Below are 23279 nucleotides of genomic sequence, written 5' to 3' on the forward strand. Positions count from 1 at the left end.
GATCACGCTGCGCTTATCAATGAAGGAGTTCCCATGTATCGGTCCATTCTGATGGCCCTGGCGCTATCTACGCCGTTAATGTCGCTGGCGGACAGCAATACGCCCGTGATCGACGCGGTCGAGCGTACCGCCGCCGAGCTCGACGCGCGTGTAGGCTTCGCCGCCCACGATCTGCAAACGGGGCAGCGCTGGGCGTACAACGCCGATCACCGCTTTGCGCTCTCCAGCACCTTCAAGACGCTCGCCTGCGCCGATCTGCTCTACCGCGTTGACAAGGGTGAACGCGTGCTGGATGAAGAAATCGTGATTTCCCGTGAGGATCTGGTGACCTACTCCCCGGTCACCGAGCACCGCGTCGATGAATCGATGACGCTCGATGCGCTCTGCGAAGCCACACTTACGACCAGCGATAACACGGCCGCCAACCTGATCCTGCAAGCGCTCGGTGGGCCCGGCGCCGTCACGGCATTGACTCGTGTTTTAGGCGACGATACCACCCGTCTCGACCGCTTTGAAACGCAGCTCAATGAGGCCCAGCCGGGAGATATCAGAGATACCACCACCCCCAACGCGATGGTGCATAACCTGACCGAACTGTTACTGGGCGATACTCTATCGAGGGGCTCGCGAGAGCAGCTTCGCGAATGGCTTGTGGGGAATCAGGTAGCGGATGACCTGTTTCGCGCCTCTCTTCCCGATGGCTGGGTGATCGCCGATAGAACTGGTGCCGGCGGTTTTGGCTCTCGCTCGATAACGGCGGTAATCTGGCCGCCCGAGCGCGAGCCGCTAGTCGTGGCTTTTTACATTACCGAAACCGGGGCATCTTTTGAGGCGAGAAATGAGGCGATATCGCGGGTCGGCGCCGCCCTTGTCGAAGCCATTCAGGCGGCTCAATGAACCCCGTATAGGTAGGCCGTGTAAGCTAAAGGCGGCTTACTTGATCGGCACCAGCGCTTCGCTTACTACAGATTTCAATCCAAAAAAACGCCGCGATAAACGCGGCGTTTTTGATGTTTCACGTGAAACATCGGATCAGATATCGAGGTTCGCAACCAGCGCGTTGGTTTCGATAAAGTCGCGCCGCGGCTCGACCTCGTCGCCCATCAGCGTGTTGAACATCATGTCGGCGGCGACCGCGTCTTCGATGGTGACGCGCAGCATGCGGCGGCTGTCCGGGTCCATGGTGGTTTCCCACAGCTGGTCCGGGTTCATTTCACCCAGGCCCTTATAGCGCTGCACAGAGAGCCCACGCTGGCCTTCCAGCATCAACCACTGTAGTACTTCAGCGAAGTCCGCTACCGGCTTCTGGCGCTCGCCACGAGCGATATAGGCGCCCTCTTCCAGCAGGCTATTGAGTGTGTCGCCGAGGCCGGACATGGCGCGGTAGTCGGTGCTCTCGAAGAAGTCGAGCCCCCAAACGTACTCGGTGGTCACGCCGTGAGCGATCAGCGACACCGCCGGCAGCTGCAGGCCGCGCTCGCTGTCCTCCTTGAGGTAGAACTGGTAGCGCGGGCCGCCTTCGTAAGCCACGCGCTCGTCCATGGCGGTTTGTAGCTCGCCAATCCAGTTCTCCATGGTAACGCGATCCTTGAGACTCGCCTCGCCCTGCAGGGCGCTTGCGTAGATCGTCTGGCGCAGCACCTCGATCGGGAAGACCCGGCCGAGACGGTCGATGCGCTTCATCACGTTGCGGTACTGGTTCACCAGCGCTTCGAGCTGCGAGCCGGTAATCGCCGGCGCGTCGGCGTTGACGTGCAGTCCGGCACCGTCGAGTGCGGTGGTGGTCAGGTAGTCGATCATCGCCTGCTCGTCCTTCAGGTAGAGCTCCTGCTTGCCGCGCTTGATCTTGTAAAGCGGCGGCTGGGCGATGAAGACGTGGCCGCGCTCGATCAGCTCCGGCATCTGGCGGAAGAAGAAGGTCAGCAGCAGCGTACGGATGTGCGAGCCATCGACATCGGCGTCGGTCATGATGATGATCGAGTGGTAGCGCAGCTTGTCCGGGTTGAACTCTTCGCGGCCGATACCACAGCCAAGCGCGGTGATCAGCGTGCCCACTTCCGCAGAGGAGAGCATCTTGTCGAAGCGCGCCTTCTCGACGTTGAGGATCTTGCCCTTGAGCGGCAGGATCGCTTGGGTACGCCGGTCGCGCCCCTGTTTGGCGCTACCGCCGGCGGAGTCACCCTCCACCAGGTAGAGCTCGGACTGGCTCGGGTCTTTCTCCTGGCAGTCAGCGAGCTTGCCTGGCAGCCCCGCGATATCGAGCGCGCCCTTGCGCCGGGTCATGTCACGTGCCTTGCGCGCGGCCTCGCGGGCGCGGGCGGCGTCGAGCATCTTGTTGACGATCGCCTTGGCTTCGTTGGGCTTTTCGACCAGATAGTCGGCGAACAGCCGCCCCATCTCCTGCTCCACGGCGGTCTTGACCTCGCTCGAGACCAGTTTGTCCTTGGTCTGAGAGGAGAACTTCGGATCCGGCACCTTCACCGAGACGATTGCGGTCAGGCCTTCGCGGGCGTCGTCGCCGGAGGTATTGACCTTGGCCTTTTTCAACAGGCCTTCGGCTTCGATGTAGTGATTGAGCGTACGCGTGAGCGCGGCGCGAAAGCCGGCCAAATGGGTGCCGCCGTCGCGCTGGGGAATGTTATTGGTGTAGCAGAAGATGCTTTCAGTGAAGGAGTCATTCCACTGCATCGCCACTTCCACCTCGACCCCGTCTTCGCGGCTGGCGGTAAAGTGGAACACCGGGTTCAGCGTCGACTTGTTCTTGTTGACGTGATCGACGAAGGCCTTGAGCCCGCCTTCATAGTGGAAAAGCTCTTCGCGGCCGTCGCGTTCGTCCATCAGGCGAATCGCCACGCCGGAGTTGAGAAACGAAAGCTCGCGCAGGCGCTTGGCCAGGATGTCGTAGTGAAATTCGATGTTGGCAAAGGTGTCCGGCGACGGGCGAAAATGCACTTTTGTCCCGCTCTTCTCGGTCTTGCCGACCACATCGAGCGGTGCCTGGGGCACGCCGTGGCTGTAAAGTTGCTCGAACACGTCGCCCTGACGCCAGATGGTCAGCTTGAGCTCGGAAGAAAGCGCGTTGACCACCGATACGCCGACGCCGTGCAGACCGCCGGAGACCTTGTAGGAGTTGTCGTCGAACTTGCCGCCGGCGTGGAGCACGGTCATGATGACCTCCGCCGCGGACACGCCCTCTTCTTTGTGAATCTCGGTCGGAATACCGCGGCCGTTGTCGCTCACGGTGATGGATTCGTCCGGGTGAATGACCACGCGAATTTCACTGCAGTGGCCCGCCAGCGCCTCATCGATGGAGTTATCCACCAGCTCGAAAACCATATGGTGCAGCCCGGTGCCGTCATCGGTGTCGCCGATATACATGCCGGGACGTTTGCGTACCGCATCGAGCCCTTTGAGCACCTTGATGCTTGATGAATCGTAAGCCTGCTCGCTCATTGACCACTCCGTCGTGAAGTCTGTCTCGTTCCGTGTCGTCTACCCGTCAACGCTTAGTCGACCGATGCCCTGATCGTCCTGTTTCACGTGAAACATCTTGAGCCGGGTTGGCGCCTGCCATATGCGGCTCAATACGTCCGGGTCGACGCTGGTAATAAACATCTGGCACTGCATCTGTTCAAGCAGCTCGCAAAAAAGCGCGCGGTGCTTTGCGTCGAGCTCTGCCGGTAAATCGTCTATCAGATAAATACAGCGCCGTCCGACACTGCTTTCCAGAAGCCGGCCCTGGGCGAGCTTCAGTGCGCTGACAACCAATTTCTGCTGGCCTCTGGAAAGCACTTCGATGGCGGGCTGTTTGCCTACGCGTATTCGCAGGTCCGCCCGCTGCGGCCCCTGCTGGGTGAAGCCCATTTGCTGATCCGATTCACGACCGGCCTTGAGTACCTCGGCAAGCGAGCGTTTGACGTCCCAGCCCCGCGCGTAGCGCAATCCAAGCGAATCGACACCTATCAATCTTGCCAGAGTCTCTTCGAACACCGGCAAAAAAGCGCTGAACCAGGTGTGGCGAAGCCGATCCATACGCTCGCCGGATTCGCTGAGCTCCTGCTCCCAGACGCTCATTTCGGCATCGGTTATTCTACCACGCCTGAGCAGCGCATTCCGATGTTTCACCGCGCGGCGGGCGCGCTTCCATGCATCGAGAAACTCGTGTTTCACGTGAAACACTCCCCAATCCATGAATTCGCGCCGGCCAGCCGGAGAGCCTTCGAGCAGGCGGAAGGCATCTGGGTTGATCAGCTGCAGCGGCATGGCATCGACCAGCTCCGCCAGACGCACCCCTTTCTGCCCCCGCAGGCGCAGCTCCAGCTCGCGCTCGGCACGCAGGCGGCGTAGCCCTAGCGCCACCTCCGGATCACCTGACAGGCGCCCATACAGCGTCATGTGTGGGGCATCGGCCTGAATGGCGTGCTTGAGCTGTCGGGTGCGAAAGGAGCGCCCCATTCCGAGAATGTGAATGCCCTCCAGCAAGCTGGTCTTGCCACTACCGTTGGCGCCGTGAATCAGGTTCACCTGAGGGGACGGTGCCATATCCACCGGCGCCAGATTGCGAATGCCTTGTAGATTGAGCTGGATCAGGCTCATGAACGTTGACTGCCCTTATATCGCGCGGAGAAAAACGGCGCCTTGTCAAAAGGCGCCGCGAAGAGAAGGATCAGAGGCGCATCGGCATGACCACGTAGAGCGCGTCGCCGCCGCCGGGTTCTTCCAGCAGTGCACTGCTGTTGGGATCGGCCAGGGTCATCTGCACGCGATCCTCATTGAGCACCGCCAGCACGTCGACCAGGTAACCCACGTTGAAGCCGACCTCCATGGTCGGGCCGGTGTACTCGATCGCCACGTTCTCCTCGGCCTCTTCCTGCTCGGGGTTGTTGGCCATGACCTTGAGGTTGCCCTCTTCCAGATAGAGCCGTACGCCGCGGTACTTCTCGTTGGAGAGAATCGCGGTGCGCGATAGCACTTGCCTGAGCTCGGCGCGCTCGGCGATGAGTACCTTGTCGCCGTTTTTCGGCACCACGCGCTCGTAGTCCGGGAACTTGCCGTCTATCAGCTTCGAGGTAAAGGTGAAGTCGCCGGTGTGGGCACGCAGGTGCGTGGCACCGAGGGTCAGGCTCACCGGCTCGTCGCTATCGTCGAGCAGGCGCGAAAGCTCGAGAATACCCTTGCGCGGCACGATCATTTTCTGCGGCTCGGCGACGCTGACATCGACTTCCCGCGAGCACATCGCCAGCCGGTGGCCGTCGGTAGCCACGGCGCGCAGCAGCTGGCTCTGGATATCCAGCAGCATGCCGTTCAGGTAGTAGCGCACGTCCTGCTGCGCCATGGCGAAGGAGGTCGCCTCGATCAAATGCTTGAGCGTGCCGCGGGGAATGCTCAGCTCCTGGCTACCCTCGCCATCCTCGATATTGGGAAACTCCGCCACCGGAAGCGTAGAGAGCGTAAAGCGCGAGCGACCGCTACGCAGCACCGCGCGCCCCTCTTCGAGGGCCAGCTGGATCTCGGACTGATCCGGCAGCGACTTGCAGATGTCCATCAGCTTGCGCGCGGGAACGGTCGCGCCGCCCTCCTGCTCTACCTGGCTTGCCACCGTGCGACCCACCAGCTCGACTTCCAAATCGGTACCGGTCAGCGCCACCTGGTCGCCTTCGACCTGGATCAGCACGTTGGAAAGCACCGGCAGCGTCTGACGGCGCTCGACCACGCCGGCCACCAGCGTCAAGGGGCGTAGCAGCGCCTCTCGGGAAATTGAAAACTTCATCACTACTCCGGGTTAAAGGGTCGTCAGCCGCGTGCGGCCTGTTGATGGATGGATATCGATGCCATGTTCCTACGGATCAGCTGGTGAGCAAACGCAGAAGATTCTTGTAATCCTCGCGAATGTCCGCGCTCTCTTCCTGCAGCGTTTTGACCTTACGACAGGCGTGCAGCACCGTAGTGTGATCACGCCCGCCGAAAGCGTCGCCGATTTCCGGCAGGCTATGGTTGGTCAGCTCCTTGGCCAGCGCCATCGCCACCTGGCGCGGCCGCGCGACCGAGCGCGAGCGGCGCTTGGAAAGCAGATCCGCCACCTTGATCTTGTAGTACTCCGCTACCGTGCGCTGAATGTTGTCCACGCCCACCTGCTTGTCCTGAAGCGCCAGCAGATCCTTGAGCGACTCGCGGATGAAGTCCTGAGTAATCGGTTTGCCCATGAAATGGGAGTCGGCAATTACCTTCTTGAGCGCGCCTTCGAGCTCGCGCACGTTGGAGCGAATTTTCTGGGCAATGAAGAACGCCGCGTCGTGGGGCAGATCGACACTCGCCTGGTCGGCCTTTTTCATCAGAATCGCGACCCGGGTCTCGAGCTCCGGTGGCTCGATGGCCACGGTCAACCCCCAGCCGAAGCGCGACTTCAGACGCTCTTCTACACCGTTGATTTCCTTGGGGTAGCGATCCGAGGTCAGGATCATCTGCTGGCCACCTTCGAGTAGCGCGTTGAAGGTGTGGAAAAACTCCTCCTGGGAGCGCTCCTTGCCGGCAAAGAACTGAATGTCATCGATCAAGAGCGCATCGACGCTGCGATAGAAACGCTTGAAATCGTTGATGGCGTTGAGCTGAAGCGCCTTGACCATGTCGGCGACGAAGCGCTCGGAGTGAAGATAGACCACCCGCGCGTTTTCGCGCTTGCCCGCCAGCGCGTTCCCCACCGCGTGCATCAGGTGAGTCTTACCCAGACCCACGCCGCCGTAAAGAAACAGCGGGTTATAGGCGCCGCCCGGGTTTTCCGACACCTGCCGGGACGCAGCGCGGGCGAGCTGGTTCGATTTACCCTCGACGAACTTGTCGAAGGTGAAGTTCGGGTTGAGCCCGCTTGAGTGCTTGAGACTGCCCTCGACCTGTACCTGGCGCTCGCCGGGGCGTTTGCTTGCGGCCTCATCGCGCTCGCTATCGATTTCGCGCTCGTCGGCAATATCACCGCGCGGCGGCGTATGCACCGCCGGTGCTGCCGGACGTTGAGGCGTCGCGGAGACCGGATTACCCAGATCCCGGGGCGCAGGTGCGGCGGCCACGCGGCGGCTACCGACGGTCAAGCTGACCTTGGGCGGCTTGGCCGGGGAGAGCTCTCGTATCAGCTCGCTGATCCGCTTGGCGTATTTATCGCTCACCCAGTCGCGCACGAAGCGATTGGGCGCCAGCAAGCAGAGCTCGTTGGCACCTCCCTCTTCGGCCTGCAGGGGGCGAATCCATGTATTGAACTGCTGGGAGCTTAGTTCGTCCTGCAGATAATCCAGGCACTGCTGCCAAAGCGCGAGTGACACTCATCTCACCATCAGTTGAAAACGGCCGACTATTGTAGCGTCCAGGGAAGCGGTTATCCACACGTGCAAGCGTCCCTTTTAAGCCTGTGGACAACTCATCATGAGCCGTTGGGACAAACCGCGCACCGCCTGAGGACAGATCGTCGCAGGGGCGATTTATCCCGCCTCGTCCACACACCGCACACACCTTCCACGCCTCTTTTCTACTGTTTATACACACATTTTTTATCGTTTTAAGCATTTGTTAATAAATAGCAAAAATGACTTATCCACAATAAGTATCCCCACTATTAATAACAACAGGTTTTAAATAACTTCATTAGTAATGATAGTGGTGGCATAGCGGGCGTTTGAAGACACGTTGCGGGGCGTTAGCCAGTTTTTAGCGCTTTTTGTACGCAGAAAAATTGCACCTTGACCGCGAAGTCTCTACAATTTCCGGTCTTGAATTGGATCTCCCCGGCTAGTTGCTCACTGGACCGGGTCGTTTGGAATTCACTTTCGTCCTAAACCACGTGGGAATAACGAGTTATGAAACGCACTTTTCAACCCAGCGTTCTCAAGCGCAAGCGCGCGCATGGCTTCCGTGCTCGTATGGCAACCAAGAACGGCCGCGCCGTGATCAACCGCCGTCGCGCCAAGGGCCGCAAGCGTCTGAGCGCCTGATTTCAGATTGCGTGTGTCGCATCAAGGCTTTCCCCGGGATTTGCGCTTACTGAATGCCGGGGATTTCAGCCACGTATTTGAGCAGGCAGACCTCAAGGTTCACGGTAAAGGCATGATGGCGCTCGCACGATTCTCCACTCGAGGGCATCCTCGCGTCGGTTTCGTGGTCAGCAAGAAAAACGTCAAGCTCGCCGTTGATCGTAACCGCTTCAAGCGTCTCGTTAGAGAATCCATCCGTCTTCGTCAGCAGCGCCTTCCCTCGATGGACATCGTGGTACTGGCCAAACGCGGCGTACAGGATATCGACAATGACACCCTTGCCCGCCAGCTACACGGCATGTGGAAACGACTCGCGCGCGAAGCCTCGGCTGCTTCTCCATCACCTCCCCCGCTTGCTAACGCTACGCATGGCGCTTGATACACTCTCTCGCCGCTCGGTCTCGGCCTGCCTTCCGGCAGGCTTTCGTGTGTATTGGGCCGAGTAAACGACGCTGCGCCATTGGCATGTTCACCACCCATCGGGCAGAACCCTCATGGACGTAAAACGACTTTTATTGCTGATTCCACTGGCTGTACTGGCCTACCTACTGGTGATTCAGTGGAATCAGGACTACGGGCAAACCAGTTATGATTCGACCCCGGAAATCACCCAGCGCGGCAGCGCCGGGCCCGCGGGTGAAAACGATGCCAGCGATGAGCTGACCGTTCCCAGCGCCGGCGCCCCTCAGGGCGAGGTCGATAACGCAATACCGGCCCAAACCGCCGACGAGTCTGCCAGTCGTGACTTCATCGCCGTCACTACCGACGTGCTCGACGTACGCATCGACCCCTACGGTGGTGACATCGTCTTTGCCGCCCTCCCCCAGCATGAAATGACGCTGGACTCCGGGCGCAACTACGTGCTGCTCTCGGACAACGCCACGCGCAGCTATGTGGCGCGCTCGGGTATTCAGCTCGACGGCCAGGCGAGCCGCATCGCCTTCACTCCGGAGCGTACCGAGTACCGCCTGGGCAACGACGAGCAGTCCCTCGAGGTGGATCTTCGCGCCGAGGTCAACGGCGTCGATGTCACCAAGCGCCTGACCTTCGAGCGCGGCAACTACGCGGTCGACGTCAGCTATTTTGTCGCCAACAACACCGAGAATCCGGTGACCGCGCGCTTCATTGGTCAGCTCGCTCGCGACAATAGCCCCGACCCCTCCAGCGGCGTGACCCTGGGCATGAACTCCTACATGGGCGCGGCGTTCTCGACCCCGGATACGCGTTACGAAAAGATCGACTTCGACGATATCAGAAGCCGTAACTTCCAGAACCGTGAAGCCGAAGGTGGCTGGATCGCGATCATTCAGCACTACTTCGTTTCCGCCTGGGCGCCGCAGCAGAATCAGCAGAACCTTTTCTATGTCACCACCGACGCCCGCGATCGCAACGTGGTGGCCTTTGCCGGCCCCAACAGCACCGTCGCCGCGGAGGGCACCGCCACGCTCGGCGCGACGCTCTACATGGGCCCGAAGGTGCAGGACTACCTCGAGCAGGTAGCGCCGAACCTTCAACTGACCGTGGATTACGGCTGGCTCTGGTTCATCGCCAACCCGCTGTTCTGGCTTTTGGATCATATCCAGAACATCGTCGGCAACTGGGGATGGTCGATCGTGCTTCTGACCGTGCTGGTCAAGGCCGTGCTCTTCCCGCTCTCCGCCAAGGCGTACAAGTCGATGGCGCGGATGCGCAAGCTCGGCCCGGAGATGCAGCGCCTCAAGGAGATGTACGGCGACGACCGTCAGAAGATGTCTCAGGAGATGATGAAGTTCTACCAGAAAGAGAAGATCAACCCGCTCGGCGGCTGTCTTCCGATTCTGGTGCAGATGCCGGTGTTCATCGCGCTCTACTGGATGCTGCTGGAGTCCGTCGAACTTCGCCACGCGCCGTTCATCTTCTGGATTCAGGATCTCTCGGTGAAGGATCCTTACTTCATCCTGCCGATTCTGATGGGCGCTTCGATGTTCGTGCAGCAGATGCTCAACCCGACCCCGCCGGACCCGATGCAGGCGAAGATCATGCGGCTTCTGCCGATCATCTTTACCTTCTTCTTCCTGTGGTTCCCCGCGGGTCTGGTCATCTACTGGGTGGTCAACAACATCATCTCGGTGGCGCAGCAGTACTTCATCACCAGGCGCATCGAGAACGACCCGAGTGTCGGCAAGGGCATGCGAACCAGGTAATCGCCCTTCTCGCCTGAACCACTAGACCCCCGCCCCGTGCGGGGGTCTGGCGTTTTGGGTGCGGCGAATTCACACTAGCGCCATTTATCCAAGAGACGCGTCATGGCATCAAGACTCTACACCCAGGATACGATTACCGCGCTGGCTACCCCGCCCGGGCGCGGCGGCGTCGGCATCATTCGGGTCTCCGGGCCCGCCTGCGGCGATATCGCCAACGCCATGCTGGGCAGCCGCCCGGCCAACCGCTACGCCCACTACGGGCCGTTTCACGGCGCGGATGGCATCATCGACGAAGGCATCGCGCTGATTTTCCAGGGCCCGAACTCCTTCACCGGCGAGGACGTGCTGGAGCTTCAGGGCCACGGCGGGCCGGTCATCATGGACATGCTGCTCGAGCGCTGCGTGGCCCTCGGTGCGCGCCTGGCGCGGCCCGGCGAGTTCTCCGAGCGCGCTTTTTTGAACGACAAGCTCGACCTCGCCCAGGCCGAGGCGATCGCCGATCTGATCGACGCCTCCTCCCGCTCGGCGGCCGAGAACGCGGTGCGCTCGCTGCAGGGCGAGTTCTCCCGCCGCGTGGCCGCGCTGGTCGAGCGCCTGATCGAGCTACGCGTTTACGTGGAAGCCGCCATCGACTTTCCCGAAGAGGAGATCGACTTTCTCGCCGACGGCCACGTGGCGGCGCGGCTGGTGGCCGTACAGCAGGAGCTATCTGAGGTGCGCCGCGCCGCAGGCCAGGGGGCGCTATTGCGCGAAGGAATGAGCGTGGTGATCGCCGGGCGGCCCAACGCCGGCAAGTCGAGCCTCTTGAACGCCCTGACCGAGCAAGAAACCGCCATCGTCACCGACATCGCCGGCACCACCCGGGACGTGCTGCGCGAGCATATCCACATCGACGGCATGCCGCTTCACGTCATCGATACCGCCGGGCTCAGGGACACCCCGGACGCGGTAGAGAAAATCGGCGTCGCCCGCGCCTGGGCAGAGATAGAAAAAGCCGACCGGGTGCTGCTGATGGTCGACGCGGCGACGACCGAGGCCACCGACCCGATGGCGATCTGGCCGGAGTTCGTCGAACGCCTGCCCGATCAAACGCGTCTGACCCTGGTGCGCAACAAGGTCGACGAAAGCCAGGAAACCCCGGGTATCGACTTATCCACAGCCACCCCGACGCTGCGCCTCTCGGCGAAAACCGGCGCGGGTGTGGATAGTTTGAAAGAGCACCTGAAGAGTGTAATGGGCTTCGCCGCGACTACCGAAGGTCGCTTTTCGGCGCGCCGGCGCCACCTGGACGCACTGGATAGGGCCCGCGCCGCGCTGCACGCTGGCCGTGCCCAGCTAGAAGGCATGGGCGCCGGCGAGTTACTCGCCGAGGATCTGCGCGACGCCCAGGCCTCGCTTGGCGAGATCACCGGCGAGTTCAGCGCCGACGACCTGCTGGGTGAGATCTTCGGCAGCTTCTGTATCGGCAAGTGAGGCCGTTAACTCCGGGCCCTACCGAAGGAGTGATTCATCGTTTCAGGCTGACTCGGCGGCACCCGCCGGGTAAGCAACACTCTGCTCCTTCCGGCTGGCATGCCAGCAAAGTACCAGCGCCAGCGCGCCGCAAAGCGCAATGGTGGCCGGCAGCTGGCCGGGGCTGATCACCGTCAGGCTGACCACAAAGCCGACCACCGCAGAGAGCAGGTACTGAAGCACGCCCATCAGCGCCGAGGCGACCCCGGCGGGTGAGTCCGCCGCGTTCATGGTCAGCGCCATCACGTTGCCGAACACCATGCCGAGCGAAGCGATCGCGAGCCCCAGAATCAGACCGTAGGTAACAAGCGTCGTCGCGATGAGCGTATTGACGCCCCAGAGCACCGCACCGGCCAGGGTATAGATCATCGTGCCGGCCATCATGACGCGAAACGTCGACCACCCGCGCTTGATGAGCGCATTACTGACTGCCCCGCCGACCACCAGACCCACGGAGTTGGCGGCGAAGAGCTGGCTGTACTGAGTGGAGCCGAGCTCGAAATGTTCCATGAACACGAACGATGAGCCGCTGATATAGGAGAAGAACGCCCCTAGCACTAGCCCGCCTGCCACGCTGTAGAGCATGAATACCGGCTGTTTGAGAAGCCTTGCGTAGCCTTTGACGATGCTCGCCGCGCTGAGTGCCACGCGCTGCTCATGAGCAAGCGTATCCGGCACGCTGACAAGCCCCCATATCAGCGTGATCAGCGCCAGCGCCGCCATGGCCCAGAAGATCATGTGCCACTCGGCGTAGATCAGAATCAGTCCGCCCAGTACCGGCGCGACGATCGGAGCGACCATCATCACCTGCATGAGGACGGATAACTTCTGCGCCGACTCCTTGAGCTCATGGACGTCATCGATGATCGCCCGTGGCGCTACCAGCCCCGCGGAAGCACCCAGCGCCTGCAAGAAGCGTGCGGCAATCAGGGTTTCAAAGGAGTGGGCCAACGCCGCCAGTATTGATCCCGCGATGAAGACGCAAAGCCCTATCAGCAGCGGCCAGCGCCGCCCGAAGCGGTCCAGCAGCGGGCCGTAAATCGCCTGCCCCACCGCCAGGCCGATCAGAAACACCGCCAGCGTCTGCTGGATGTGGCCTGCCGATACGTTCAGATCCTCGGCGATGTCCGGCATACCCGGTAAATACATGTCGATCGCCATGGCATCCAGCGCGGTGATCAGTGCCAGCAGGATCAAAAGCCCCGTACCGATGGCGACTTGTTTGTTGTCACGTGTCATGGCGTATTTCCACTCTTGCAGTGCTGAATCAGGGAATCTTCGAAAATGCTCGAAAGCGCCTCAAGGCGCGCTAGAGCGAGCTCGGCGGTGGTGTAGATCAGTTTGACCTGAAGGCTATCGACGATACCGAGATAGGCCAGCGCGAAGCGCTCGCGCTGCATGGCACAGAGCGCTCCCTGCGCCCCCTGCCAGTCATCGAGCCTTGCCAGAAAGCGGTCATTGAGCTGGGCCAGGTACGCCTCGTGCCGCGCATCGACCCATTCGGCCAGCGTGCCTGGCGGCATATAGCCCGCGCGCAGTAAAAAGCGCAGGTGGGCGCTTTCACCGAAGCGGCGAATGAGCGCATGGCAGTAGCGCAACCCGGGAAGCGCCCGGTCGCTTTCATCGTTGAAACAGTCGTCGGCGAAGGTGCGCTCGATGCCCAGCGCCTCCTCGAAGGCGGCCATGAACAGCGCCTCCTTCGAGGCAAAATGCGCATACAGCGACGCCTTGCGAATACCCACCGCCTCGGCGATGGCGGAAAGCGAGGCACCGTCGTAGCTCGCCTCGGCGAAGTGCGCGACCGCAGCACAGACGATGCGCTGGGTAGCGGGTGAGCGTGTCATGCTCGGCTCCTCTTGGCATGTAAGGCGACGCACAATACTACCTACCGATAGGTAGGGCAACGATTTGAAGGTAACTTCAACGAGTCGGGTGCCTCAATGCAGGGAGCATGGCGATAAAAAACCCCGCCGGAAGGCAGGGTTGGAGCACAGCGGGAAGAGCGCCGTGGGCTTTGTCCGGGCGCTATTCGCCCCAGACGTCGCGAGCGACCTGGACCACCAGCGCGAGCTTGGCCTGCTGCTCGGCCTCGGTCAGCGAGTTGCCCTCCTCCGTAGAGGCGAAACCGCACTGAGTGCTCAGGCAAAGCTGATCGAGGGGCACAAAGCGCGCCGCCTCGAAAATACGCGCCTTGATCGCCTCCGGATCTTCGAGATCGCCGCTCTTGCTGGTCACCAGGCCCAGCACCGCCTTCTGATGGCCGGGCTTGATGAAGCGCAGCGGAGCAAAATCGCCGGCACGGTCGGTATCGTACTCGAGAAAGTACGCATCGATGTTCACCGAGCCGAACAGAAGCTCGGCCACCGGCTCGTAGCCGCCTTCGGAGATCCAGGTAGAGCGGAAGTTGCCGCGGCAGACGTGCATGCCGACCACCAGGTCGTCGGGCTTTTGCTCGAGCGCCTTGTTGATGGTGCGCGCGTAGGCGTTGGCCAGCTGGTCCGGATCCTCACCGCGCTCGACGACGAGCGCTCGCTGCTCGTCGGAGCACAGGTACGCCCAGACGGTATCGTCGAGCTGCAGGTAGCGACAGCCCGCCTCATAAAACGCCTTGATCGCCTGTTGATAGACCAGGGCCAGGTCATCGAAAAAGTCGTCGATATCCGGGTAGACCTCGGCGCTGACCGCCTTGCGCCCGCTTCGAAAGTGCAGCACGCTGGGGCTTGGAATGGTCATCTTGGGTGTGGCGCTGCCGCTGACGCTGGCGAGATACTTGAAATCCTCGAGCATCGGATGCTCGCCAAAACCGAGCTTATTCGTCACTTTCACGCTGCGCGATTTGGTCTGTACCCCGTTGAACTGGATACCCTGGTCAGCCTCATACCCTTCGACGCCTTCTAGCCCCTCGAAAAAGTCGAAGTGCCACCAGGCGCGTCGAAACTCGCCGTCGGTGACCACCTGGAGGCCGCACTGGCACTGGCTTTCGACGGCGTGGCGAATGGCATCGTCCTCCACGCGGCGAAGCTCGCGGGTATCGATCTCGCCAGTCTGACGCGCCAGGCGGGCCTTCCTGATCGAATCCGGACGCAACAGGCTGCCAACGACATCGGCGCGAAAGGGGGCGGTCTGGGCGTTCATGGTGTTCTCCTTCAAACTTTGATTAGTCGGCTAAACATTAGCGTTATCTTCCCGCAAGCCAACTTGTCGGAAAAGTGATCTTTTCGCGATCACGTATGAATACGATTAATGCTGGACCTTTTGCTTCTTTACCAGCTTACTCCTCCACCAGCCAGCGCGTATCGAAGCGGCTCTCGCCGCCGAGCAGTGTGGTGATCTCGGTCATCGCGCCTTCCATCCGCTCAGAGAGTCCCCAGGGTGGGTTTACCACCAGCATTCCGCTTCCGTACATGCCGTGGCGCTCGGTTTTGGGCTCGCGAAGCTGGAGTTCGCTTTGCCAGATCTTGCGCACGCCGCTGGCTTTCAGCGCGTCGAGCAGCGTGTGATGAGCGCCTGACGGCAACAGCGGGTACCAGATCAGAATCACCGCGTGGCGCGCCTTCTCGAGCGCGTAAATGACGCTATCCGCCACTTCCTGATACTCCGTCTTGCGCTCAAAACTCGGGTCGATCAGTACGCACAGCCGGGGCGTTCTCACCGGCACGCGCCTTTCGAGTTCGGCCAGCCCATCGCCGTGGATACGCAGCGCCGCCTCGGGCAGCGTTTGGCCGTCGAGTTCGGCGTGCTCGCCCGGGTGCAGCTCGCAAAGGCGCAGCGCATCCTGTTCGCGAAGCTCAAGGCTTAGCCACCAGGGCGACCCCGGGTAGAGGCTCAGTTCGGCGGCGTTGGGCTGCGCGCGAGCAACGCTTGAAAGCCACTCGGACAAGAGCGGGTCACTCACGCCTTTTCGCGCGGCCCATAGCGGCTCGATGCCTTTGCGATGCTCCTGGAGCTTCAGCGCCTCTTTCGACGCAAGTGGATAGAGCCCTCGACCCGCATGGGTGTCTATATATGTAATAGCGCTTTTTTTACGTAATAGATGATTATTGACTGCGTAAAGGGTCAAATGCTTGTGAACGTCGGCAAAGTTACCGGCGTGATAGGCGTGTTGATAGGAGAGCATGGCGATCCGCATGGAGTAATAAAAAAGCCCGCTATCCATGATAGCGGGCTCGAGGGTTAGACCCTACCAATCAAATCAGCTATCGATCAGTAGTTGCCCTGGCCTTGCATCTGGCCTTGACCCTGGCCGTCGCCGGTAGGCGTCAGGGTGATTTCGACACGGCGGTTCTGCGCACGGCCCTGGTCGTTATCGTTACTGGCGATCGGCTGGGTCGCGCCGTAACCACGGGTGACCAGGCGTGACGAGGAGACGCCATTCTGGCTCAGGTAGCTGCCAACGGACTGGGCGCGGCGCTCGGAAAGGCGCTGATTGTAGTCGGCGGCACCGGTGCTGTCGGTGTGGCCGGCGATGTTGACGCGGGTATCGGTATACTGGGTGAGGACGTTGGCGACTTCGTTGAGCGCGCTGCGCGCCTGGCCGGTCAGCTCGGCGGAGTCGAAGCCGAAGGTCACGCTGCTGGGCATGTTGAGGACGATGTCGTCGCCGCGACGGTCGATCTCGATGCGCGAGCCCTGCAGGCTTTCGCGCAGCTGATTCTCCTGACGATCCATGTAAGCACCAACGCCAGCACCGGCGGCCGCACCTACGGCGGCACCAATCAGCGCGCGGTCGCGGCGGCTGGTCGCGCCGTCACCGGAGAGCGCGCCGGCCGCGGCACCTACCGCAGCGCCGATGCCGGTACCGATACCGGTGTTGGAGCGCTGCGTTTGGCCACCGTAGGGGTCAGAGGTTGCACAGCCCGCAACGAGAAGGGCGGCGGCCACCGGGGTCAGCAGTCGGGAAATACGCATCACTCACTCCTTTTGAAGCTTATTGGGTTAAACCAAACCGTGGGTCAATCGTCACTGATCAACGCCAGCAGCTCGTTCAAGAATAATAGACCATGAGGCGATGCACGCAGTCTTTCCGGCATTTCCATCAAAAGTCCTTTTTTCTCGGCGCTTTGTAATCGCTCTAAAAGCACTTCAGGCGCCTGGCCGGTGTGCGCGGGCCATAGCGCCATATCCACGCCTTCGGTCAGGCGTAGCGCATTCATGGCAAACTCGAGCGCCATCTCCTGCTCCTCGATGGGGGCCTTGCCGGCGATGAATCCGCGCGGGTCGTTCAAACGGCGAAGGTAAGCCTCGGGCTGGCGGGTCTTCCAGCGTCGCTCGATCGAAAGGCGGCCCTGCTCGTCGATGCGCGAAAGCTTGCCGTGAGCACCGGCGCCGATACCCAAATAGTCGCCGAACTGCCAGTAGTTGAGGTTATGGCGGCTCTGACGATTTGGCCGAGCGTAGGCGGAGATCTCGTAGCGCGAAAGCCCCGCCTCGCTCAGCCGCTGGTGGCCCAGTTCCTGGATATCCCAGAGCGCCTCTTCCTGGGGCAGCGTTGGCGGGTGTGAGTGAAAGGCGGTGTTGGGTTCCAGCGTCAGCTGATACCAGGAGAGGTGCTCCGGCGATAGCGCCAACGCCTGGTCGATGTCGGCAAGCGCCAGCTCCGGCGTCTGACCCGGCAGGCCGTGCATCAAATCGATATTGAGATTATCGAAGCCCGCCGCCCGCGCCTGGCCGACCGCCCTGATCGCCTCGTCGGCGCTGTGAATCCGGCCAAGCGCTTCAAGCTGCTCGCCTTGAAAACTCTGGGTACCGATGGAGAGCCGGTTGATGCCGGCGTCCCGGTAGCCAAAAAAGCGCGCCTGCTCGGTGGTACCGGGGTTGGCTTCGAGGGTGATCTCGATGGTCGGCGCGAAAGGCAGCCGAGCGCGCACTTCAGCCAGCAGGCGCTGGTAAAACGCCGGCGACAGAAGACTCGGCGTGCCGCCGCCAATGAAGATCGACTCCAGCCTGCGCCCATTTGCCAGCGCCAGATCGCCATCCAGGTCAGCAAGCAGCGCCTTGAGATACGCCTGTTCGGGCAGCTCGCGGCTGCCCGGCTCGTGAGAGTTGAAGTCGCAGTAGGGGCACTTTCTGACACACCAGGGGGTATGGATGTAGAGCGACAGCGGCGGGGTGTCACCCATGCGCCACCTTTAAAAGCTCCACCAGCCCCTGTAACGCGCGGCCGCGGTGGCTCAATCGATTCTTGGTTTCCGCGGGTAGCTCGGCCACGCTCATGCCCTGCTCCGGCAGCCAGAAAAGCGGGTCGTAGCCAAAGCCGTTGTCGCCGCGCGGATGGGCGAGCACCTCGCCTTCCCAGCTGCGCTGGACAATGATCGGCACCGGGTCGTCGGCATGGCGCAGATAGACCAGCACGCACCAGTAGCGCCCGGTGCGCTGGCCTTCGGCGCAGTCGGCCAGCGCCGCCAGAAGCTTCTCGTTATTGCGCGCGTCGCTTTTGGGTTCGCCAGCGTAGCGCGCCGAATAGATGCCCGGTGCGCCATGAAGCGCATCTACCTCGAGCCCCGAGTCGTCGGCCAGTGCCGGCAGGCCGCTGACCCGGCTCGCCTCGCGCGCCTTGAGCAGCGCATTCTCCACGAACGTAAGACCGGTCTCCTCGACGTCGTGAACGCCAAACTCCGACTGCAGGCGTACATCGAGCATGAGCGGCGTAAGAAGCTGTTTGAACTCTTTCAGCTTGCCAGCGTTGGCGCTGGCCAGAACCAGGGTATCGGCCGAGGACATGAGTAATCTCCAGTAGGAACGCGTCAGTTTACGCCGAACGCGGCTCCGACTAAAGATGCCTTGAGCGTGGAAGACGATGAGTCGACCCACTATTATTAATCAGTCCTGACTCATACTTTCGGGTCAGTTTTACCTAAGGAAAGTGAACATTCGGTTACCCTTAGGAACATTTTTAGTAACATATCTTTACTAAAATAGTCTTCTGGGTAACAATCTGCTCAATAGCGTCTCACACTTTATTTGCAGCTGGAGGGTTTATCGATGGTGCAGGAGAAAACCTCGGGCGTGGTGTATATCATCACCGAAAAAAGCCCTCAGTCTCAGTTATTTGCCGAGTACCTGAATAAAAAGACGGGGTATACGATCCACCTCTACTCCCCGGACACCGCACTTCCTAATTCCGACATCGAAAGACAACTCCTGTTGGTAGACGCCGATCATATCAACGTCGATGCGATTCCTGACTGGCAGGACAAGTTGCCGGATTCTCTGGCACGCATGCCGCTGGCGGCGTTCAACATCCGCGATATGGACCACGCGCTCGAGGCGCTTTCGTGCTCGCAGCTCAAGGGGGTTTTCTACCGTAACGAGAACCTCGAGGTGATCTGCAAGGGGATTCACGCGCTGCTCAACGACGAGCTCTGGATGTCACGGGATTTGATGGCGCGGCTGATCATGTTCTATCGCAAGTATCAGAGCAACGCCTTCCGCCCGGCGTGTGGTCTGACCAACCGCGAAATGGAGATCATTTCACTTCTGAGCGCGGGCTCCTCCAACCAGCAGATCGCCGAAAAGCTCTTCGTCAGCGAGCACACGGTCAAGTCGCACCTTTACAACATCTTCAGAAAGATCAACGTGCACAACCGTATTCAGGCGCTGAACTGGATTCATCAGAATCTGGGGCCGATTCTGCCCAATATCGAGACCGCGCGTAGCCTTCAGCGCGGACGCTAACTCTCTACCGAGTACACGGCCATGGTCATGTATCGCACGCTACTGCTACTGGGTGCCCTGACGGTTTCGCTGATGGCTCATGGCAGCGAAGAGCTGCCCACTCAGCCGGTATCCCCAAATCAACCGGCCTCGCCAAGCGAGACGCTGCCGGAAAACGAACAGGAAGCGGTGGATGCGATCAACCGCCTTTCCGGCCCCGACGGCGCCGAGGTCGAGCCCCGTGGCTACGGCAGCAGCGAACTGACCGGTGTCATGATCGATCGCACCATCACCATGGCCGGGCGCTCGTTCTATCGCGCGTTCAGCCAGCGCGCCATGGACAATCCGCTGATCAACAGCGCCACGATTACGATTCAGGAGCGCCCGGACGCCCGCTGGGGAAGCCAGCTCTGGATCACGCAGGGCAATCAGATGTATTTCCGCACGCAGCTTTCGCCCAGGATCACGCAGGCGGATGAAGTTGCCGATGAGGCGGTACAAGTGGTTCAGGAGGCGCTACTGCAGGAGCAGTTGGCAACGGCGCTAACGTCGGACAAAGACCTGGGAAGCGAGGAGTTACGATAATGAAAGGCAAACAACGTGGTTTCGTATTGGGCGCTATCACGGCGCTGGCGCTGGCGGGCGGTACACAAGCCCTTGCGGGGGAGCTGGTATACCAACCGATGAACCCCTCCTTTGGCGGCGACCCCTTCGTGGGGAATTACATGCTGAACAAGGCGCAGGCCCAGGACACCAACACCGACCCGAACGCGCGCAGCTTCGACCGGCTCTCGTCCACCGACCGCCTGGTGCAGAGCCTGGAAAGCCGGCTCATCTCGCAGCTGATCAACGATGTCGGCGCGGGCAACGTCAACCAGGGCGCCTTCGACAGCGGCGAGTTCAACGTGGTGGTCAGCGATGATGGCGGTCAGCTCTCGGTGCGGGTAGTGGATAAACTCACCGGCGACGTAACCAATATCAACGTCGGCGGGTTGTTCAATCCATAATCGAACGATCAACAAAATTACCAAAAAAATCAATCGTCCAGGCTGTCATAACGCTTGATAGCGTCGTCAGGGGATCACAATGAAAATCATCGCTTCACTCATGCTGGCTGCGCTCTTGAGCGGCTGTGCTGGCATGGTCGCCAATTCTGAAAACCTCGAGGGCGCCCAGGCGACGCTCACCCCGCGCGGGGCCACCTACCAGGACCTGGTATCGCTGCCGCCACCGGCGGGCAAGATCTTCGTCTCGGTCTACGACTTCCGCGACCAGACCGGTCAGTACCGCCCGGCCCCGGCCAGCACCTTCTCCACCGCCGTAACGCAAGGGGCCGCGGCGATGTTGACAGGGGCGCTTGCAGACTCCGGATGGTTCATTCCGCTCGAGCGGGTGGGGCTACAGAACCTTCTGACCGAGCGGCGCATCATCCGCGCCGAGTTCGAGCGCTTCGGCCAGCCGGATACGCTCCCTTCGCTGCGCGCGGCGTCGGTGATGCTCGAAGGCGGCATCATCGCTTATGAGTCGAACGTACGCACCGGCGGGGCGGGCGCCGAGTACTTCGGCATCGGTGCCTCGGGTCAGTACCAGGTCGACCAGGTCACGGTGAACCTGCGCGCCGTCGAGATCTCCACCGGCGAAATACTCGCCAACGTCACCACGACCAAAACCATCTACTCCCAGGAGCTTCGCGCGGGCGTTTACCGCTTCATCGACTTCCGCCGCCTGCTGGAAGCCGAAGCGGGTATCACTACTAACGAACCGGTGCAGATGGCGGTCATGTCCGCCGTGGAGTCTGCGGTCATTCACCTGATCGCCCGCGGGGTGGAAAACAACCTGTGGAACCTGGCGAGCGGCAATAACATTCAGAATACGGTTCTTGCAGATTACCTGAATGCGCCCATTCCCGCTTTGTAAAGATACGTGACCGGTGTTTCTGGTATCCACTTTCCATAAATTGCTCTATTAGCCTGCTTACAATAACGCGATATTTAGCTCGATTACCTTAAAAAGCGGTACTGCTCTCCTGCAGTACCGCTTTTTATTCGTAAAAATAATAACTTGCATGAATATTATAAAACTAGTACCCGCCTTCTTTAAAGCGCTTAAAAAGTTAATCGCATCTCCAGGAAAAAAGCTGATAGCGCATTTCTACAGATAAGCCAAACTCAACCTCATAAATACATTTTGATACAAAAAATTTCAAAGGGTATGAGGATGGCTACCAATCAGGCGTTTTCAGCAGGTGAAGCGCGCGCTACCCAAGCGGTGCCGATGGCCCTCGCGCTGTCGCTGATGGCCCTCACCCTGGCGCTCTCGCCAGCGGCAAACGCCGCTCAGGATCATCGCGTCGAGCAGTACGTACACAGTATTCAGACACCGATGAGCGCTGCCAACGTCAGCGTCATCAGTCAGGTCGGTAACGATAACCGGGTATCGGTTTCGCAGTCCTACTCGGCCCAGTATCAGCGCGGCAATTTTTCGAGCATTCGACAGATCGGCAATGGCAACGAAGCCTCCATCACCCAGATCGGCGGCAACAACGTAAGCCAGGTGGCGCAAAACGGCAACGGCCACATCGTTTCGATCGTACAGGACTTTGGCCACCAGGGGGCGGAAGCCTTCGTCAATCAGTCAGGCCAGCAGAGCAATATCGCGATTTCACAATCGGGTAGTGGCTACCGCAGCATCAGCGTCGAGCAACAGTCGTTCTCGGGCAGTGCGCTACCGGTCACTGTCGATACCTACTGAGCAAACCATCTTGCTCAGTCACCACCAAAGCAAGTCATCGTCATAAAGGGGAATTAAATGAAAACTCAAATCACTACCATCGCCGCCGCTATCGCTCTTGCACTGAGTACCGCTGCTTCCGCTCAAGTCGCCAGCGACTCCTACATCAACCAGACTGGTAACGATAACGTCAACAACATCGAGCAGTACGGTCACCAGGAGTCGCGCGTTCAGCAGAATGGCGGTAACGGCAACCGTGCCACCGTAACTCAGGACGACGTGATTGGCAGCGCTCCGACTCCGTTCGGTACCGCGAACGTGTCTACCATCGACCAACACGGTCATGAAAACGACACAACCGTTAGCCAAGTGGGCTACGGCAACGACAGCTACGCTATGCAAAGAGGTAACGGCAACGAAGCCACCATCACGCAACGCGGCGATGCCAACGAATCGGTTTCCAACACTGACGGCCACAATAATGAAGTGATGGTTAGCCAGAAAGGCGACATGAACGACAGCACCATCAACATTCATGGCAACGATAACTACGCTGACGTTTCCCAGAACGGTGATGAACTCCTGAGCGTTATCGAAAACCAGGCTGGCTACAACAACGAATACAAGGTCATGCAGAGCGGCGACCGTCATGACTCTTACATCTTCACCAACGGTTCTGATAACTATCAGCAAGTTAGCCAAAGCGCCCTGTACACTCAGAACGCACACAAGTCTGTCATCCAGACTTACGGCAACGGCAACCACAACGTTGTAACTCAGGCCCGCTAAGCTCTAACGCTTGAATGCCTGAACATGTGAAACCGCCCTTCGGGGCGGTTTTTCGTTTGTTAGTAAAAAAGGCACTTTATGTGCCTTTGATCGTTTTAGGTTTGAGGGGATCACTTAACGTATATGCAGCGTTAGCTTGCCACCCTTGCCCTGGGTCGAGGAGCGCGAGCGGTTGCTGCCCTTGAGAATATCCACCTCGAGACGCTCGTTGTCGGTCAAAAGCGTCACCTCGCCTTCGAGCTCGGAGCCTTCGTAATTGAACTCTGCCGGCACGCTCATACGCTCTTCCGAGTACTCGGTGACCTCGTCGCCGTCGCTTACCCGCCAGTGGGCGGAGAACTCCGCACCTTCCGTGCCGCTGATATTGATCTGAATCCGGGTCATGTCCTGCTCCTGA

23 protein-coding genes are annotated in these 23279 nt (G+C 60.3%); 11 read left to right on the forward strand and 12 right to left on the reverse strand.

Features of this window, described 5'->3' with window-relative positions:
- Positions 1–33: 33 nt before the first annotated feature.
- Positions 34–897, forward strand: coding sequence for a class A beta-lactamase (gene bla, locus ACGK9R_RS13610; protein WP_394582115.1), 864 nt, complete (start codon positions 34–36; stop codon positions 895–897).
- Positions 898–1032: 135 nt separating this feature from the next.
- On the opposite strand, the gene gyrB is transcribed toward bla, so the two are convergent.
- The 4 genes from gyrB to dnaA all read right to left on the reverse strand — a co-directional run bounded on the left by gyrB (position 1033) and on the right by dnaA (position 7310).
- The gene (gyrB, locus tag ACGK9R_RS13615; RefSeq protein WP_394582117.1) at positions 1033–3453 is read right to left on the reverse strand and encodes a DNA topoisomerase (ATP-hydrolyzing) subunit B; all 2421 of its coding nucleotides are present in this window, start codon (positions 3451–3453) and stop codon (positions 1033–1035) included.
- Between the two features lie 39 nt (positions 3454–3492).
- On the reverse strand, positions 3493–4596 hold the full coding sequence (gene recF / locus ACGK9R_RS13620) for a DNA replication/repair protein RecF (protein WP_394582119.1): 1104 nt from the start codon (positions 4594–4596) through the stop codon (positions 3493–3495).
- 70 nt (positions 4597–4666) lie between these two features.
- Entirely contained in the window at positions 4667–5770 is a 1104-nt protein-coding gene (gene dnaN, locus ACGK9R_RS13625) for a DNA polymerase III subunit beta (protein WP_394582121.1), read from the reverse strand.
- Between the two features lie 76 nt (positions 5771–5846).
- Entirely contained in the window at positions 5847–7310 is a 1464-nt protein-coding gene (gene dnaA, locus ACGK9R_RS13630) for a chromosomal replication initiator protein DnaA (protein WP_394582123.1), read from the reverse strand.
- 531 nt (positions 7311–7841) lie between these two features.
- On the opposite strand from dnaA, the gene rpmH reads away from it, so the two are divergent.
- From rpmH to mnmE, 4 genes are all read left to right on the forward strand, one after another.
- Complete coding sequence (rpmH, locus tag ACGK9R_RS13635) at positions 7842–7976, forward strand: 50S ribosomal protein L34 (protein WP_227391295.1); 135 nt, start codon at positions 7842–7844, stop codon at positions 7974–7976.
- 13 nt (positions 7977–7989) lie between these two features.
- Positions 7990–8394: a ribonuclease P protein component gene (gene rnpA / locus ACGK9R_RS13640; protein ID WP_394582126.1), complete on the forward strand. Its 405-nt coding sequence runs from the start codon at positions 7990–7992 to the stop codon at positions 8392–8394.
- Between the two features lie 115 nt (positions 8395–8509).
- A complete protein-coding gene (yidC, locus tag ACGK9R_RS13645) occupies positions 8510–10198 on the forward strand; it encodes a membrane protein insertase YidC (RefSeq protein ID WP_394582128.1) in 1689 nt (562 codons plus the stop codon).
- A 102-nt stretch (positions 10199–10300) separates the two neighbouring features.
- Positions 10301–11671: a tRNA uridine-5-carboxymethylaminomethyl(34) synthesis GTPase MnmE gene (gene mnmE / locus ACGK9R_RS13650; protein ID WP_394582130.1), complete on the forward strand. Its 1371-nt coding sequence runs from the start codon at positions 10301–10303 to the stop codon at positions 11669–11671.
- Positions 11672–11713: 42 nt separating this feature from the next.
- Here mnmE and ACGK9R_RS13655 read toward each other — a convergent pair whose 3' ends face one another.
- The 7 genes from ACGK9R_RS13655 to rdgB all read right to left on the reverse strand — a co-directional run bounded on the left by ACGK9R_RS13655 (position 11714) and on the right by rdgB (position 18430).
- Positions 11714–12949, reverse strand: coding sequence for a multidrug effflux MFS transporter (locus tag ACGK9R_RS13655; RefSeq protein WP_394582132.1), 1236 nt, complete (start codon positions 12947–12949; stop codon positions 11714–11716).
- On the reverse strand, positions 12946–13554 hold the full coding sequence (locus ACGK9R_RS13660) for a TetR/AcrR family transcriptional regulator (RefSeq protein ID WP_394582133.1): 609 nt from the start codon (positions 13552–13554) through the stop codon (positions 12946–12948). The genes ACGK9R_RS13655 and ACGK9R_RS13660 overlap by 4 nt, the downstream gene beginning before the upstream one ends.
- Before the next feature lie 181 nt (positions 13555–13735).
- Entirely contained in the window at positions 13736–14845 is a 1110-nt protein-coding gene (locus ACGK9R_RS13665) for a cobalamin-independent methionine synthase II family protein (protein ID WP_394582136.1), read from the reverse strand.
- A 136-nt stretch (positions 14846–14981) separates the two neighbouring features.
- Positions 14982–15827, reverse strand: a complete 846-nt coding sequence (locus ACGK9R_RS13670; RefSeq protein ID WP_394582455.1) for a 23S rRNA (adenine(2030)-N(6))-methyltransferase RlmJ — start codon at positions 15825–15827, stop codon at positions 14982–14984.
- An 86-nt stretch (positions 15828–15913) separates the two neighbouring features.
- Positions 15914–16618, reverse strand: coding sequence for an OmpA family protein (locus ACGK9R_RS13675; RefSeq protein WP_394582138.1), 705 nt, complete (start codon positions 16616–16618; stop codon positions 15914–15916).
- Between the two features lie 44 nt (positions 16619–16662).
- On the reverse strand, positions 16663–17829 hold the full coding sequence (gene hemW / locus ACGK9R_RS13680) for a radical SAM family heme chaperone HemW (protein ID WP_394582140.1): 1167 nt from the start codon (positions 17827–17829) through the stop codon (positions 16663–16665).
- Positions 17822–18430, reverse strand: coding sequence for an RdgB/HAM1 family non-canonical purine NTP pyrophosphatase (rdgB, locus tag ACGK9R_RS13685; RefSeq protein WP_394582142.1), 609 nt, complete (start codon positions 18428–18430; stop codon positions 17822–17824). The genes hemW and rdgB overlap by 8 nt, the downstream gene beginning before the upstream one ends.
- 261 nt (positions 18431–18691) lie before the next feature.
- On the opposite strand from rdgB, the gene ACGK9R_RS13690 reads away from it, so the two are divergent.
- The 6 genes from ACGK9R_RS13690 (at position 18692) to ACGK9R_RS13715 (ending at position 22882) form a co-directional block, all read left to right on the forward strand.
- Positions 18692–19384, forward strand: a complete 693-nt coding sequence (locus tag ACGK9R_RS13690) for a LuxR C-terminal-related transcriptional regulator (protein ID WP_394582144.1) — start codon at positions 18692–18694, stop codon at positions 19382–19384.
- A 21-nt stretch (positions 19385–19405) separates the two neighbouring features.
- A complete protein-coding gene (locus ACGK9R_RS13695; protein WP_394582146.1) occupies positions 19406–19948 on the forward strand; it encodes a CsgE family curli-type amyloid fiber assembly protein in 543 nt (180 codons plus the stop codon).
- A complete protein-coding gene (locus tag ACGK9R_RS13700; RefSeq protein ID WP_394582148.1) occupies positions 19948–20370 on the forward strand; it encodes a curli assembly protein CsgF in 423 nt (140 codons plus the stop codon). Before ACGK9R_RS13695 ends, ACGK9R_RS13700 begins: the two co-directional genes overlap by 1 nt.
- Before the next feature lie 79 nt (positions 20371–20449).
- Positions 20450–21280, forward strand: a complete 831-nt coding sequence (locus ACGK9R_RS13705; RefSeq protein WP_394582150.1) for a CsgG/HfaB family protein — start codon at positions 20450–20452, stop codon at positions 21278–21280.
- A 300-nt stretch (positions 21281–21580) separates the two neighbouring features.
- Entirely contained in the window at positions 21581–22114 is a 534-nt protein-coding gene (locus ACGK9R_RS13710) for a hypothetical protein (RefSeq protein WP_394582152.1), read from the forward strand.
- 57 nt (positions 22115–22171) lie between these two features.
- Positions 22172–22882, forward strand: coding sequence for a curlin subunit CsgB (locus ACGK9R_RS13715; protein ID WP_394582154.1), 711 nt, complete (start codon positions 22172–22174; stop codon positions 22880–22882).
- A gap of 114 nt (positions 22883–22996) precedes the next feature.
- Here the strand turns inward: ACGK9R_RS13715 and ACGK9R_RS13720 are convergent, their stop codons facing one another.
- Positions 22997–23266 (reverse strand): hypothetical protein, encoded by a 270-nt coding sequence (locus tag ACGK9R_RS13720; RefSeq protein ID WP_394582156.1) that lies wholly within the window; start codon positions 23264–23266, stop codon positions 22997–22999.
- Between the last annotated feature and the right edge of the window lie 13 nt (positions 23267–23279).

The sequence above is a fragment of the Halomonas sp. HNIBRBA4712 genome (genome assembly GCF_043558675.1).
Taxonomy (GTDB): Bacteria; Pseudomonadota; Gammaproteobacteria; order Pseudomonadales; family Halomonadaceae; genus Vreelandella.